Below are 14816 nucleotides of genomic sequence, written 5' to 3'. Positions count from 1 at the left end.
TTTTATTAACATATTCTCTTTAATTAAACACATATATACTTATTAAGTTATACTACTTTGCACATTTTAGCAATGCCAGTTTATTTTTGCTGGATTAAGCTCATCTGTTATAGCAACTTTGCGTAAAGCATCCTCCATTTTCTTGCACTCTCTTTGAGCAATCTCATCATAAACTTCAAGTGATTCATTAACACCAGCAGTTGAATATGCTACGGATGCACTGCCATAAAATGCAAGTCCTAAAGAACTTGTTACTGTATTAATAGTTCCTGTTGTTGCTCCAATTGCCCTTGCTGCAGCTTGTGCTGCATGATTGTTTTCTGCTTCTCTTGCTGCTACTTGAACTTCTTTAATAATTTTCTTTGCTTCTGTTAATTTTATATTTCCTTCTAACCATTCATTAACTGCATCTAATGCATTTTTTAAACGAAGATCTTTTGGATAATCTTTTTCATATATAGGTAGGATATGCTCCCTTGCATATTCATTACACCATTTTACAATTGTTTTTTTTACTTTGCGTTTCTATCAATCTCATAAGAGATATGATATATGGTGCATCTACTTTTCCAATCATTTTTCGTATTTTAGCCATGACAACTCCTTTTTAGTTTAGTATTGAGATTTATAACTCTAATTCATTATTTCTATCAAATTTTTCTGAGATTTTTCATCTTGTAAATTAAAGTTGGCTTGATTAGAATAATTATTTTTTATATTTATATCAAATACTATATTATAACTATTATTTGCAAAAGACATATTTAAAAGATTCCCTTCACTATTATAAACAGATGATAAATTATAGTCATCATCTTTACTTGACAGTGTATTTTGTAACTGATTTTTACCTTCTGGTTGACTCAAAGTGGAATCTATTTTAAGAACTTCTTCTTTTGTTATTTTATTATTACCTGCTAATTGCAAAACATCTAAGTATGATTTAAAAAGTTTATTTTTTGCTATATCAGGATTTATATTTTTCATTACTTCACCTAGATTCTCTGCTGATAAATTTTCCAATCTCATACTGTATTTTTCTTCACTACCTATCTCTTTTGCTTCATTAGCATTCATAAATGATAGTACTATATTTTTATCATTTTTGTATTCTAATATAGAAATATTATTATTACTTAATGTTATTTCTATATTTTCATTATCCTCTTTTATAACAATACTTTCTTTTTCTTGCACAACATTTTCAAATTTTAGATTATTAATTATACTTTTTGCTTCATTTAAATCTATATTTTTCTCTTCAATATTATTAACTAACTCAAAATATAAATTTTGTGTTTTTGATAGTTGTGAATTCATTAATTTACCATTTTCTTTTGGACTAGTTATTATAAATATTCCCATTGTTAAAACTAGAATGGCCCCCATCACTGTATATATTTTTTTTCTTTTATTTATTTTATCCATAAGCTTTATATTCCTAATTCTATCCTCTAAAGATTTTTTATCATTACTCATTCCTATTACCCTTGTGCTTGTTTTGTATTTATTTAAACTCGATGAGATGTTCAAAATTGTAAATCCATAATTTTTATATTCATTATTATTTATTCTGCTTAGTACTAGCTCATCTGTTGCAAGTTCCATATCTTGACGAATTATTTTTGACATATACCATATAAATGGGTTAAACCAGTGTATACTTTGATTCATAGTCAATAAAAGGTTTATTATATTGTCATTCCTTTTTAAATGAGATAACTCATGTATGAATATATATTCTATCTCATTTTGTTTAAATTCTAGAGTATTTATTGGTATTAATATGGTAGGTTGAAAAATTCCAATTATTGCAGGAGTTTTTATATAATCATTAATAACAATTTTTATATTTCTTTTGATTTTTAATTTAGCTTTACACTGTGTTAATACTTCATCTAGACTTCCATCATAATAAAATGATTTTTCTTTTATTTTGTTTTTCATAATGAAATAACTAGATGTAAATACTAAACTTAAACTTATACAAATTGTTAACCATATATAAGATATGTTATTTACTAAATTCTTACTACTATCATAGTTTGTTGCTGTATTTTCATAGTCACCTTTAATAATGTTGATATTGTTGTCAGTTGTCTCAGCTATATTTTTATCATAATTATTATTTATACTAGTTGAAAATTTAATACTGTTAATCTTGTTAAAAATGCTCAAGTTACTTTCAGGTCCAAATGGTACCATTAATTTTATTATCACTATCATCCATAGCAAATAAATCCATTTGCTATTAATCTTATTTTTTAAAATACATCTTATAAGAAGGATTATTAAACCTGCTATACTTCCTAAAAAAGATGCTTCTATTACTTTAATAAACAAATTTTCTATCATAAACTTATTCCTCGTTAAGTATTTTTTTTAGTTCTTCAATATCGTCATCAGATGCATTTTTATTTTTTATAATAGTTGAAACCATCATAGCCAAAGATCCATCATAAAGCTTCTCTAAGAAAGAGCTATTTTCTAAACTTTTATAATCATTTTCACTTATTAATGGATAATATGTAAAAACATACTGGTTAGATTTATCCACCCCTATTACATCTTTTGATACTAGTCTTGATATTAATGTTTGGATAGTTTTTTTAGACCAAGTATTACTTATTTCTGCAATTATTTCTGAACTGGTACCTTTTTTAATCTTCCACAAGGCTTGCATTACTTCTAACTCTGAGTCTGAAATTTTTATTTTTTTACTCACTATACTCCCTCCTTTTGGACTACATTTGTAAGTCAATACTACATTAATTTTATTAATACGTCAATATAAAAAGAAATTTACCATATTTCTACTAATAAAACTCTTATACTTTTTCTCTGAATAATTATAGTATTTACTATGATTACTTTAATTTTATATATGTTTTTTGTACAATTAAAAAAGAAGACAATATAGATTTATCAAATAATAACTCTATATTGTCTCCTCTTCAAAAGTATTTTTGTTATATTGTAATCAATTAAACATTACTTTTCTTAATTGACATTCCTAAGGACATTCCTAGTAACATATAATTTTTTTCCATACTTTGCTCACATTTGTTTGAGATTTCATTTCATAAAATATTTCTTTAAGATTATTTATTGATAAAACCACTGCAATTCCAACGGTTATTAATAGTAAAATAATTAAAATAATATTAAGCATAATATTAATCTATGAAATATTAAATTTACTTTTATTTATCGCCTAAATTTATTAACATTGTCCATTATATAATATAATCACCCAATATCAAAATAAATCTTCGGATATATTGAATATGAATAAAAAAAGACTTATATCTTTTGTTATATAAAATGTATCCTATAGAATACACCTTATAAAGATCTAAGCCTTTTGGGTTCCAACTATACTTCTTTAAGTATTTATTTCACTACTTGGTACTCTTTTTCTTTTTAAATTTTTGCATTAGTAATTCTTCATAGGTCTTCCTAATAAAATTACTTAAAAACTCTTTGTATATTTCACAATATTTATTTTTTTTACTTTTTTCTTATCATGGTTTTTCTCTTAAACAATCACCACAGAAAAATTCAGCTTGTTTATTATTTTTCTTGCCACAATAAGGACAATACCATGAACCATCTTCTAAATAATAACTTTTTCTCACTCTTTCATTTGTTGAACATTCATTTTCTCTATTATTCTTATCTAGTTCAATACCAGCTAAAGGTGCCATTGAAGTTCCCTTTGCTCCTGCTCCTGCAATACTTCCAAAGTTAAGACTTTCTACAAATTTTTTTAAACTCTTTTTTTGTGTTAAAAAACTTCCACATTTTTGGCAATATTTAGATACACTATCATTATCAAAACCACATTCTTTGCAAATTCTATCACTCATATACTATTCTCCTTACCCTGTATCTTAATAGATTTTTAGGATCTAAAATAACTATTACGATTTGTTAATTTACTATTATATTAACATAAATTCACATTTTATATATTTAGTTAATGCTTCCTATCTTATCAAAGGGATACACCCTCATAGAAACTTTGCCAACCACATCATCTAAAGATATTGTCCCTATTCGATCATCTCTACTGTCTAAACTATTTTCTCTATTATCACCCATAATAAAAATATTATTTTCAGGAACTATAATATCTATATCCCCAGATGTATATACTCCTTTTATGTAGCTTTCATTTAAAAGTTCATCATCTATATAAACTTCACTGTTTTTTATAACTATATGCTCACCAGGCAAAGCAATTACCCTTTTAACTAAGCTTTTTTTCTTACTGCTTTTATCATCTATTAACTCTGTTTTAAAAACTATTATATCTCCTCTTTTAGGACCTTCAACCTCATATGTTAACTTGTTTATGAATAAATAATCATTATCCTTTAATGTTGGATACATAGATTCTCCACTAACTGTGGTTGGTTGCACTACTATTGTTATCACCATTGCAAGAACTATGGAAACAGATATGCTTTTAGCCCATTCTATTAGTTCACTTTTCACTTTTTTATTCAAAGTTAATACCCCCTAATATAATTATACTTTTAATAGATCTTAAATCTTCTAAAATATGTTTTTATATAATGTCTAATTAATATAGTTTATCGATACTTACGATAGTAAAAATAGCTATCACTCTCCATGTTAGGTTGCTTATTACTTATTGGAGTTCTTTTTTCAAATAATTCAAAACCACATTTTTTAGCAAGATTACACGATGCCAAATTAGCACAGTCAATAGTCAAAATAAGATATTTTATGTTTGATACATTAAAACACCAATTTACTAATTCATTTACTGCCTATACTGTATATCCTTTTCTTTGGTATTTTTCTTACATAAAGTATGCTATTTCAACTTCATTTGATGTGTCTTCAAGTCCAACACCAACCATACCAATCATTTCATCTGTATCACTTGATGCAATTACATATCTTTTGTTTTCATAAATATCAGTTGAATGTTTTTAAGTTTGACGCCAGTCAATATATGGAAAGTAAGACTGTGGCGAATCTCCATTTTCTGACCAATCAGGCATGAATCTTAAGATATCCTTTTCTCTAACAATTCTATAAAGGTTTTCAGAATCCTTTCTTTCAAAATCTCTGATTACTATTCTATTACTTTCTATTCTCATATTTCCTCTAACCTCCTAGTACAACACGGATAACAATTAAACATAAATTTTGAGTACTTAAGTATATAATTCTCAATAAAAGTTAATTCTCCTGTATTTATCCTACAATAATACAGTTTACCTGCTTAATATAATTTGAGAGTATTCCTCACATTTACTAAAATATACTTCTATCTCATTGATAGATTTTTGCAACAAAAAAGCCTGGATAATCCGTTCTCCAGGCTTTTTTCGGGACATATGAATATGTTTGTATCTATGAACAAAGAATTTCTTATTAGTACATTTAAATTATGTACATTCTTTTAAATTTATATACATATATTTTAATATTTTTCATTTTTTACATATATTACTAATTTCAGTTCGTCTTCTATTTTTTCCACTGTATATTATTTATCTTAATTTAATATACCTGACTCTTAGTTTTGCAACCATATATGCAAAGACAAAAGAAATAAGTACCAAAGGTATCATTAAATATATATATTTTTCTTGTGGAATGTTATACGGCTTCAATACTCTATAAGTCAATCTATCTGTTATAAATGATGCTAGATAGATATCTAGTGTTAATTTAGATATACTTATTATAATTTTCCTAAATGAATTATTCTTTATTTCAAGTTTATAAAGTAAAATAAAAATCAAGTATCCTTCTACTAATCTAAAAATTGAAGAATAATCCGTCAGTATGTGCTTATACTCTCCATTACCTGCTGCAGTATATTCTATGATAGCTTGGATTAATACTATCACTATTATAAATCCAATATTTTTTGGAACACTAATTTCTGGTTTAAATTCTTTTATATACTTACCTACAAAATAATAAGTTAACGGATATATGCTCTCCCAATAACTTGGTATATGTAACTCTCTTATGGTTGTAGCACAAGTGAGCAGTGCTAGTATTCCTATTAGTATAGTTTTTTCTTTTTTATTTTCTAATGAGTTGTACATTTTATTTAAAAAAGGTATTAGCAAAAATAGTCCAAAGTATAGGTTTATATACCAAGAATATCTATGTCCTTTAAAATGTAATATTTGGTCTATCCATAATGGTATATTAAAAGGTATTTCCCCTATATGACTTCTATATATAAGTGCTGGTATTGAATATAAAAGATATAGATATATAATTGGTAATATCTTTTTATAATAATCCTTATTTATTTTTGTATTATTATTTAAATAGCCTGTAGCCATTACAAATAATGGAATACATATTAGACATATTTGCTGGATTACTGTTTGTATAAATAAATTAGCATTGTTTAAATCAACTCTATAATATCTAGTGTTTAAAAAAAAATGTACTCCAACAACGGATAGTATAGCTATTGATTTAACAACATCTACACCAATCTCTCTATATGATAGTGCATATTCTAAATCTAGTTTTATAGTTGATTCAATTGTTTCACTTTGTTCCATTTGTAGTTTCTCCCCATATATATTTATATCATACATATAAACATAGAAGAATTTGTAACTCTTCTCTATTTTACATCTATATATTTAATAAAAATCTATACATTTTTTCTGATATTCTTTCATATCCATTTTTATTTGGATGCAAATTATCTCTTGTATATATTTTCATAGTTTGATCTGTAAATCCACTAGTTGAATATAAATCTAAAACAGGTAATGAGTATTTTTCACCTAAAGCTTTTGTAGCATTTACATAATCAATAAGTTTACTCCCTACTTCATTTGTATGGTTCATGTCATATCCATCTTTTGTTCTTTGCAAAGGTGTAATTAATACCAGTTCAATATATGGATTTGATGATAGTATTTTTTCAATCAACATCTGATAAGATCCAATAAAAGTACTTTCATCATAGATATTTTTACTCTTTTCTTCAATTTTACCTAGTTTTTTATTATATCTATAGTCATTAGTCCCAATAAATATTGTTACTAAGTCATATTCTTTGTAATTAATATTTTTCCCCATTGAATAAGTGGATTCATTTGTTTTTTGGTAAGCCATAGTCTGTCCATTGATACCTTTATTTTCTACCCTTGAAAAACCTAATTTTTCTTTAACTATTGGCTGATATCCATTGGCTTTAGTGATACTATCACCTAGGGTTAACCATACTTTTTCGTTCCATTTATCTAAATATCCATTTTCACAATCTACTTTTTTACCTTGTGCACTTATAATTGTTATGTAAAAAACAAAGCAAATTATAAATGTGAAAAATAATATTTTAGTATTTTTTTTATTTATCATAAGTAAAACCTCCTATATTTTATTATTTAAATAGGAGCGTTTTTTATTACTATTTTTTTATTTATTTTAATCATATTATATCAAATTTAATACCATAAAATTTTTTTATTATACCTTTTATTTGTATTTTTATTTATATTTCATACAACTGTCATCTACTTCTAATTATAACTCCATAAATTGCTATTTATCACATACAAAAATACCCTATAGAGTAGATTTTTTATTAACTATCTACTTTATAGGGTACATTTTAATTTTCATATGACCTTTTATTTATCAATTTTATAAATTCATAAACTTATTATGATATTGTTTTTTATACTTTACTTTGTCTTAGATTTAATTTTGCTCATTTTTCTTTCTGCTAAACTAATTATACTTCCTAAAACCATTGAACCTACAATTAATAAAGGGAAATAAAAAATAAAACTATTGCCACCTGGTTTAGACTCTGCTGCATGAACCACTATAGTATTCGTTCCCATTATCATTAGAAAACTAATAACTAAGATGAAGATTAAACTTTTGCAATATTTCATTTTTTTCGCCTCACTTTTTATGAATATATCTTTGAAAAATATATTCTTTATATATTATATTGTCGCAGGCATAAAAAATTTCAACTTTTTATAAATATATTACATAACCTTATATATGTTACACAAAGTGTCATTATAAGCTCTCCAAATAAAGTCTAAGTGCAAATCTTGTTAATAATACAATCTAAAATTTTTATTTAAAATCACTTTCAAATTCATCTATAGCATCTTTTAATAAAGTTACACTATAAGCCATAGATGGTCCACCACCAAATCCTACAGCAACCATAGCTGCCTCTATTATTTCTTCTCTTGTAGCTCCAAGCTCCAATGATTTATAAACATGATAAACTATACAATATTCACAGCGGTTATACACTGCAATAGCAACACTCATAAGCTCTTTAGTTTTTGTACTTAAAGCTCCTTCTTTGTACCCAGTATTTAAAAGTCTCATAAATGCATTAACATTTGACTTATTAGTTTCTGCAAGTTCCTCTAACCCCTGAGTAAATGAATTTAATATTTCTCTAACATCTTTTTTCATAGTATCCCCCTTGATTTAAATGCTGTAGCAATAATTGCTATAGCAAGTATTTAAGAGAATTGTAGCACTGAGTGCTACTGTTGTAAAGTATTTACTGCTATTTATTTAGATTTTTTACCATTTTATTTAAAACTTCTTTGAAAGTTTCCAAATCTTCGTCACTTATTCCTTTAATACAATCTTTTGAGAACTTTTCTCCTATAGGCAGTATTTCATCTCTTTTTTTCATTCCTTCTTCTGTAAGAAATAGCTTTGTAACTCTTCTGTCCGTTGGATCTTTTTCTCTTTTTACTATATTTTCTTTTTCCATACGATCTATTAACCTAACAATGGACGATTCGTTAGAATCTAGTATTTGAGCCAAATCTCTTTGAGTAATTCCTTCATTATTGCCTATATAAAATAGTGCAATCCATTGAACTCTTGTAATATTATGTTCTTGAAGCCTTTGGTTAAATAATTCCGTAATCTCTTTGTTGTATTTGTTAGTTATAAATGCTATACAATCCTCTAGATTAAACATATTTATCTCCTTTGCTATATTTTATTTCATTTTAAATTTATTAAACATTTAACTTTAGTGTATCATTAATAATCTTATTTAGGTTAAAAACATAGAAAATTAATATAAAAAATGATTAAAAATTTCTTTGATTATTCCAAAACTTTTCCACATTAACTACTTTATGATTTAATCTAGAGTATTCAGCTGCAAAGGATATTATATGACTTTCCACAGAATTAATTGCACTTGTTTTGACTTCCCTTTTATTTGAACTTACTGCTTGCACAAAATCCTCCATTAGTTTGAAATCCCCTCCACCATGGCCACTTTTTACTATTTTAGGATGAATTACTGTATGATGTTCATCTCCAAATTTGTGTACATCTATTATATTCTTTTGCAGATTTCCTCCCACTTCTCCATGGGTAAACATAAGCTTTATAGTTCTTGTACAATCTTTTGTGAATGCAGATAAATTGAAAGTGGCTGTTATGTTGTCTTCAAACTCTAGTATACTTACCATATGATCTACTACATTATTATCACATTTGTATACACATCTACCATAAGGACCAGTAGTTATAGCTTTTTCTAAATTTTTCTTAGTCGGATTTGGGTCAACTGCATATAAAGATGCTTTTAGTACACCATCTTCCAAATATATTTTCTTAGCACTATATGGGCAAAATCTCTCCACTTCACAGTCCATACATCTAGGTGCCATATTTTCTGTGAAGTTTTCTTCTTTCATATGGCTTAGACTTCCAAAGGAAGATATATATTTGCAACTTTTTCCTGTTAACCATAATAAGATGTCTATATCATGACAACTTTTGGCTAATATAAGTGGACTTGTTTCATTGCTATTTCTCCAGTTCCCACGTGTATAACTATGTGCAAAATGATAATACCCTATATTTTCATTATGTTGTATGCTTACAAGGTTGCCTAATTCTTTGCTGTCTACTATTCTTTTTAGTTCACTAAAAAACGGTGTGTATCTTAGTACATGGCATATCATAAATACTTGGTCTTTGTGCTTTAGGGCCAGTTCTCCAAGTTTAATAACTTCATCTAGTTTGTTTGACATAGGCTTTTCTAATAAAACATGATATCCTTTTTCCAACGCGATTTTTGTTGGCTGGTAGTGACATTCATCACTGTTGGCTATGATTATAGCATCTGCTAATTTGTCTTTTGATAGGAGTTTTTCCCATGATGTGAATGTGTTTTCTTCTTTTGTATTGTATCTATTTTTAAAGTTATTTCTTTTTTCTTCCTTTGGCTCTGCTACTGCTACTATTTCACCTAAATCAGGATTTTCTAATAGATATGGTGCGTAGGCATTCATTCCTCTTGTTCCTGCTCCTATTACAGCAACTGATATTTTTTTCATACTATCTCCACCCTTAATTCATATATGTGGTATTTTTAAGTAGATATTTATTTCTACTATATATTCATATGTGTGGTTAAGATGATTATGAAAAATAAAAATTTCATACACAAAAATAGCCTGGATAATCGGTTATCCAAGCTATTTTGTAGTATATGATGTATATGAACATGCTGTTTCTATTAAGGAAATATTGATAGTACATTTAAATTATGGACATAATTTATATTTTTTATACAATTATATTAAAAATTTATTATTTGTTTCAATTTGTTCTGGTATTCTTTTAAATAAAAATTCTCCATCTCTTACTGAATATAAAACAGAAACTCTATCACAAATAGCGTCAAATTCAGTTTGTGCATTTAATACTATAAAGTTAGCTTTTTTCCCAACTTCTATTCCGTAATTATCAGTTATATTTAAAGTTTTAGCTCCATTTACAGTTATTAAATCAAGGGCATTGTTTATTTCTTCAAAACTCATCATCTGGCATATATGTATTCCTGCATCTAATATATTCATTAGATTTCCAGATCCCAATGGATACCAAGGATCTGACATTGAATCTTGTGCAAAGCAAACATTTATACCTTCTTCAACCATCTCTTTTACTCTAGTAACTCCACGTCTTTTTGGATAAGTATCAAATCTTCCTTGCAAATGGATATTCTCTGTTGGGCATGCTATAAAATTTAATTTTGATTCTTTTAACAGTTTAAATAATTTATAAGTGTAAGCATTGTTATATGAATGCATTGCACATGTGTGGCTGGCAGTTACTTTTTCCCCTATACCTTCCATATATGCATGAGCTGCCAAAACTTCTAAAAATCTTGACTGCTCATCATCAGTTTCATCACAGTGCACATCAATTAATCTGTTGTATTTTAATGCAAGTTCTATAGTTTTTTTAACTGATTTTTCCCCAAACTCTCTAGTATATTCAAAATGTGGTATAGCTCCAACTACATCAGCTCCCATTTTTAAAGCTTCTTCTACTAGTTCATCTCCACCTTTATATGCATACATTCCTTCTTGAGGAAATGCTATTATCTGCATATCTACCATATTTTTCATTTCTTCTTTTAATTCTAACATGGCCTTTAAAGATGTAAGATTTGGGTCAGTTACGTCAACATGAGTTCTTATATGTTGTATACCACTTAGGACTTGCTTTTTTAAGGCTAATTTAGCTCTAGATTTCACATCATCTATTGTTAAATTGGATTTGGAGTCTGACCATCTTTGAATTCCTTCAAATAATGTTCCTGTTGAATTTTTAGCTCCAGGTGTGTGAGCTGTATACACATAGTCTAAATGAATGTGTGGCTCAACATATGGAGGAATTGTTAAATTTCCCTTTAAATCAATGATTTCTAAGTTATCTTCTTTATTGTACTTATTAACTAAATCATTTTCAATTTCTTTAATTATCCCATCAACTACTAAAATATCTACTGTATTATATTTGCCTTTTAATTTAGCATTTAAAAAAAGTTTTCTTTTCATTATATCTCTCCTATTACTAAGTAAATATATTTTATGTAAATAGTAACATGATTAATTTTTATAGTCATTGTACTTTAAGTCTAATTATTTTCAGTAATTTTGTACTGTATATATTAATATGATAAATTACATTTCAAACGAAAAAATCGAAATGCTGATATACTTAAATTAAAAAGTTGAAATATTGACAGAATATGTTAGAATAATTTTGATGGTATTCTTTTTCACAAGAAACTATACAAATAAAAAACTATATGGATAATTTTATATTTATTTTTCCATCCTACTAAATGATAGAGGATAGGACCTTTTAGATTACTATAAATACATTATTTTCATAGTTCTATTTTTTGTATAAAAAATGTGATAAGTAAAACCACGAATTTAGTTCGTGTTTTTTTATTGCAAAAATAAAATAATTTCTTACTCATTAAAGACTTCTATCTGAAAAAGAATGCTAAAAAACAATAGAGGGAGAGCTTTAAATGAAAGTATTAAAAACAGTAGACGAAGTAAAAAAACTATCAAATCAATGGAAAAAAGAAGGAAAAACAGTTGGTTTAGTACCAACTATGGGTTATCTTCATGAAGGTCATATGAGCCTAATTGAAAGATGTAGAAAAGAAAACGATAAAGTAATTGTTTCAATTTTTGTAAACCCAGCTCAATTTGGAGAAAACGAAGATTTAGATGCTTATCCAAAGGATTTTGAAAAAGATAAGGCTTTATGTGAAAAAGCTGGCGCAGATTTAATTTTTAATCCTGATACATCTGAAATGTATTCAAACCCGCGTACATATGTAAATATTGATGGATTGTCAGATTATCTATGTGGAAAATCAAGACCAATTCATTTTAGAGGTGTATGTACAGTAGTTAGCAAATTATTTATAATTACAAAGCCTGATAATGCTTATTTTGGGCAAAAAGATGCTCAACAATTGGCAATCATAAAGAAAATGGTTAAAGACTTAAATTTCGATGTGAATATTGTAGGATGTCCTATCGTTAGAGAAGAAGATGGCTTAGCAAAATCTTCGAGAAATGTATATTTAAATGCAAAAGAACGTAAAGCTGCACTGTGTCTTTCAAAAGCTATTACTGCAGGAAAACTCCTTGCAAATAGTGAAACTGATGCAGATAAAGTAAAAAATGAAATGATAAAAATTATAGAGGCTGAACCTCTAGCAAAAATAGATTATGTAGAAATTGTTGATAATGAAACTATGCAACCTGTTTCAGAAATTAAAGATAATACATTAGCTGCCATGGCAGTTTACATTGGCAAAGCTCGCCTTCTTGATAATTTTATTAAGGAGGGTAAAAACTAATGAGTAAATTAATTTTATCACTTAGTCAATATGCCTCTAAATATATTGGTGTCTTAGTAATATTAATATCTTTATTTGCATTTTTATCTCCATCAATGTTTGAGTGGGCAACTACTTATACATCATTGTTGCTTGGTTTTGCCATGTTTGGTATGGGGATGACTATTAATGCCAATGATTTTAAAAATATTTTAAGACATCCTAAAGATGTATTTATAGGTTGCTTAGCTCAATTTTTAGTTATGCCACTAATTTCATATTTATTGGCAGTAACATTTAACTTGCCTACACCAATTGCTATTGGAGTTATTTTGGTAGGTTGTTGTCCTGGAGGAACAGCAAGTAATATAATTACTCATATAGCAGGTGGTGATACTACTCTTTCTGTTAGTATGACTGTGGTTTCCACATTACTTTGCCCAATCTTAACCCCTTTATGGATTTATCTGTTGGCTGGACAATGGGTGGATGTTTCAATTTTATCCATGATTACATCTGTTGTAAAAGTAGTTCTTGTGCCTATAATTTTAGGCATAATTATTAATTATAAAATGAAAAATAAAAAAGAATATTTATCATCAGTTATGCCTCTTATTTCTGTAGTTTCAGTATTACTTTTAATTGCAGGAATAGTTGCTACTAATAAAGAACAACTGCTAATTTGTGGATCAACGGTTTTTATTATAATTATACTGCATAATGTAATAGGTATGATTCTTGGATTTACAATTGCAAAATTATTTAAAATGGATTTACCTAAATCAACTGCTGTATGTGTGGAAGTTGGAATGCAAAATAGTGGACTAGCTGTTTCTCTTGCATTGTCAAATTTTGCAACTCAACCTCTTTGTGCAGTTCCTGGTGCAATCTTTAGTATTTGGCATAATATATCTGGTGGAATACTTGCTTCTATTATGAAAAAAAGAAGTGAGGATAATAATATAAATTATATACCTGAATTTGAATAATTTTTAATATAAAAACCGTATTACTTACTTGTGATACGGTTTTAAAGAGCTTATTTTTAAAACAAATATTTTTCTCATTTCATAATACTGTTATTAATTTAAAATATACTTATTTTTAGTTTATTACTAAATAAATTTATAAACTCTATAATATAAGTTATAATAATTAAAATCAATATTAACTATAAGGAGTAAATTATATGGAATATAAAATAAAAGAAGTTTCTGAAATAACTAATATATCTCAATCAAAAATAAGATATTATGAAAAAGAAGGATTATTACCTGAATTTAAACGAGATAAAAACAATATAAGAGTATTTTCAGAAAAAGATATAGAATTACTAAATTTAATTAGATGTTTAAGAAACATAGGAATGTCAGTCAAAGAAATCCGCACTAATTTAGATATTCTAGCAGACAGCAACAATAATCAATTAGCAATAACTCTTTTAATCGAACATCGAAATAAATTAGAAGAACAAAGAAAAATGCTAAAAAAGCATATTGATAAAATAAATTTAAACCTTGAAAGCAGACAAAATAGTTAGTATATATTTTCTTTATAAAAAAGCTTGACTTAAACTCTAGTTTAATAAATATAATTATAAATACCACTATATAGGAAGGAG

16 protein-coding genes are annotated in these 14816 nt (G+C 26.8%); 3 read left to right on the top strand and 13 right to left on the bottom strand.

The genetic code is table 11. The annotated features are described in order from the left end of the window. Positions 1-66: 66 nt before the first annotated feature. The 13 genes from QX51_RS21750 to codA form a co-directional block, all read right to left on the bottom strand. The gene (locus QX51_RS21750) at positions 67-459 is read right to left on the bottom strand and encodes a putative immunity protein (protein WP_408645551.1); all 393 of its coding nucleotides are present in this window, start codon (positions 457-459) and stop codon (positions 67-69) included. Positions 460-633: 174 nt separating this feature from the next. Further along, a complete protein-coding gene (locus tag QX51_RS02805; RefSeq protein ID WP_039678389.1) occupies positions 634-2355 on the bottom strand; it encodes a M56 family metallopeptidase in 1722 nt (573 codons plus the stop codon). Positions 2356-2359: 4 nt separating this feature from the next. Then, positions 2360-2725 (bottom strand): BlaI/MecI/CopY family transcriptional regulator, encoded by a 366-nt coding sequence (locus QX51_RS02800; protein ID WP_039678388.1) that lies wholly within the window; start codon positions 2723-2725, stop codon positions 2360-2362. A gap of 799 nt (positions 2726-3524) precedes the next feature. Beyond that, positions 3525-3869: a zinc ribbon domain-containing protein gene (locus tag QX51_RS02795; protein WP_039678387.1), complete on the bottom strand. Its 345-nt coding sequence runs from the start codon at positions 3867-3869 to the stop codon at positions 3525-3527. A 106-nt stretch (positions 3870-3975) separates the two neighbouring features. Next, the gene (gene lepB, locus QX51_RS02790; protein WP_039678386.1) at positions 3976-4512 is read right to left on the bottom strand and encodes a signal peptidase I; all 537 of its coding nucleotides are present in this window, start codon (positions 4510-4512) and stop codon (positions 3976-3978) included. Positions 4513-4964: 452 nt separating this feature from the next. Continuing rightward, positions 4965-5135 carry a GNAT family N-acetyltransferase gene (locus QX51_RS21120; protein ID WP_242842683.1) on the bottom strand — a complete coding sequence of 57 codons (171 nt, stop codon included), beginning with the start codon at positions 5133-5135 and terminating at the stop codon, positions 4965-4967. Between the two features lie 396 nt (positions 5136-5531). Beyond that, positions 5532-6572 carry an acyltransferase gene (locus tag QX51_RS02780; protein WP_039678385.1) on the bottom strand — a complete coding sequence of 347 codons (1041 nt, stop codon included), beginning with the start codon at positions 6570-6572 and terminating at the stop codon, positions 5532-5534. Positions 6573-6648: 76 nt separating this feature from the next. Further along, the gene (locus QX51_RS02775; protein ID WP_052232848.1) at positions 6649-7383 is read right to left on the bottom strand and encodes an SGNH/GDSL hydrolase family protein; all 735 of its coding nucleotides are present in this window, start codon (positions 7381-7383) and stop codon (positions 6649-6651) included. Positions 7384-7709: 326 nt separating this feature from the next. Next, on the bottom strand, positions 7710-7925 hold the full coding sequence (locus tag QX51_RS02770) for a hypothetical protein (protein WP_039678383.1): 216 nt from the start codon (positions 7923-7925) through the stop codon (positions 7710-7712). A 193-nt stretch (positions 7926-8118) separates the two neighbouring features. After that, positions 8119-8472: a carboxymuconolactone decarboxylase family protein gene (locus tag QX51_RS02765; protein ID WP_039678382.1), complete on the bottom strand. Its 354-nt coding sequence runs from the start codon at positions 8470-8472 to the stop codon at positions 8119-8121. A gap of 97 nt (positions 8473-8569) precedes the next feature. Beyond that, a complete protein-coding gene (locus QX51_RS02760) occupies positions 8570-8995 on the bottom strand; it encodes a MarR family winged helix-turn-helix transcriptional regulator (RefSeq protein WP_039678381.1) in 426 nt (141 codons plus the stop codon). A 115-nt stretch (positions 8996-9110) separates the two neighbouring features. After that, the gene (locus tag QX51_RS02755; RefSeq protein ID WP_039678380.1) at positions 9111-10373 is read right to left on the bottom strand and encodes a Gfo/Idh/MocA family protein; all 1263 of its coding nucleotides are present in this window, start codon (positions 10371-10373) and stop codon (positions 9111-9113) included. Between the two features lie 240 nt (positions 10374-10613). Beyond that, positions 10614-11885 (bottom strand): cytosine deaminase, encoded by a 1272-nt coding sequence (codA, locus tag QX51_RS02750; RefSeq protein WP_039678379.1) that lies wholly within the window; start codon positions 11883-11885, stop codon positions 10614-10616. A 485-nt stretch (positions 11886-12370) separates the two neighbouring features. On the opposite strand from codA, the gene panC reads away from it, so the two are divergent. The 3 genes from panC (at position 12371) to QX51_RS02735 (ending at position 14735) form a co-directional block, all read left to right on the top strand. Then, positions 12371-13216 carry a pantoate--beta-alanine ligase gene (panC, locus tag QX51_RS02745; protein WP_039678378.1) on the top strand — a complete coding sequence of 282 codons (846 nt, stop codon included), beginning with the start codon at positions 12371-12373 and terminating at the stop codon, positions 13214-13216. Beyond that, positions 13216-14184 (top strand): bile acid:sodium symporter family protein, encoded by a 969-nt coding sequence (locus QX51_RS02740; protein ID WP_052232847.1) that lies wholly within the window; start codon positions 13216-13218, stop codon positions 14182-14184. The genes panC and QX51_RS02740 overlap by 1 nt, the downstream gene beginning before the upstream one ends. A 200-nt stretch (positions 14185-14384) precedes the next feature. Further along, positions 14385-14735, top strand: coding sequence for a MerR family transcriptional regulator (locus tag QX51_RS02735; protein ID WP_039678377.1), 351 nt, complete (start codon positions 14385-14387; stop codon positions 14733-14735). Positions 14736-14816: the final 81 nt, after the last annotated feature.

It is taken from the genome of Terrisporobacter othiniensis (genome assembly GCF_000808015.1).
Classification (GTDB): domain Bacteria; phylum Bacillota; class Clostridia; order Peptostreptococcales; family Peptostreptococcaceae; genus Terrisporobacter; species Terrisporobacter muris.
This window is presented reverse-complemented; position numbering and strand designations above follow the sequence as displayed.

Excerpts from the sequence above, each read along its gene's own strand:
- panC (WP_039678378.1), top strand. The coding sequence starts at position 12,371 with ATGAAAGTATTAAAAACAGTAGACGAAGTAAAAAAACTATCAAATCAA.
- QX51_RS02770 (WP_039678383.1), bottom strand. The coding sequence starts at position 7,925 with ATGAAATATTGCAAAAGTTTAATCTTCATCTTAGTTATTAGTTTTCTA.
- QX51_RS02740 (WP_052232847.1), top strand. The coding sequence starts at position 13,216 with ATGAGTAAATTAATTTTATCACTTAGTCAATATGCCTCTAAATATATT.
- QX51_RS02795 (WP_039678387.1), bottom strand. The coding sequence starts at position 3,869 with ATGAGTGATAGAATTTGCAAAGAATGTGGTTTTGATAATGATAGTGTA.
- QX51_RS02775 (WP_052232848.1), bottom strand. The coding sequence starts at position 7,383 with ATGATAAATAAAAAAAATACTAAAATATTATTTTTCACATTTATAATT.
- QX51_RS02760 (WP_039678381.1), bottom strand. The coding sequence starts at position 8,995 with ATGTTTAATCTAGAGGATTGTATAGCATTTATAACTAACAAATACAAC.
- QX51_RS02805 (WP_039678389.1), bottom strand. The coding sequence starts at position 2,355 with ATGATAGAAAATTTGTTTATTAAAGTAATAGAAGCATCTTTTTTAGGA.
- codA (WP_039678379.1), bottom strand. The coding sequence starts at position 11,885 with ATGAAAAGAAAACTTTTTTTAAATGCTAAATTAAAAGGCAAATATAAT.
- QX51_RS02780 (WP_039678385.1), bottom strand. The coding sequence starts at position 6,572 with ATGGAACAAAGTGAAACAATTGAATCAACTATAAAACTAGATTTAGAA.
- QX51_RS02735 (WP_039678377.1), top strand. The coding sequence starts at position 14,385 with ATGGAATATAAAATAAAAGAAGTTTCTGAAATAACTAATATATCTCAA.
- QX51_RS02765 (WP_039678382.1), bottom strand. The coding sequence starts at position 8,472 with ATGAAAAAAGATGTTAGAGAAATATTAAATTCATTTACTCAGGGGTTA.
- QX51_RS21120 (WP_242842683.1), bottom strand. The coding sequence starts at position 5,135 with ATGAGAATAGAAAGTAATAGAATAGTAATCAGAGATTTTGAAAGAAAG.
- QX51_RS02755 (WP_039678380.1), bottom strand. The coding sequence starts at position 10,373 with ATGAAAAAAATATCAGTTGCTGTAATAGGAGCAGGAACAAGAGGAATG.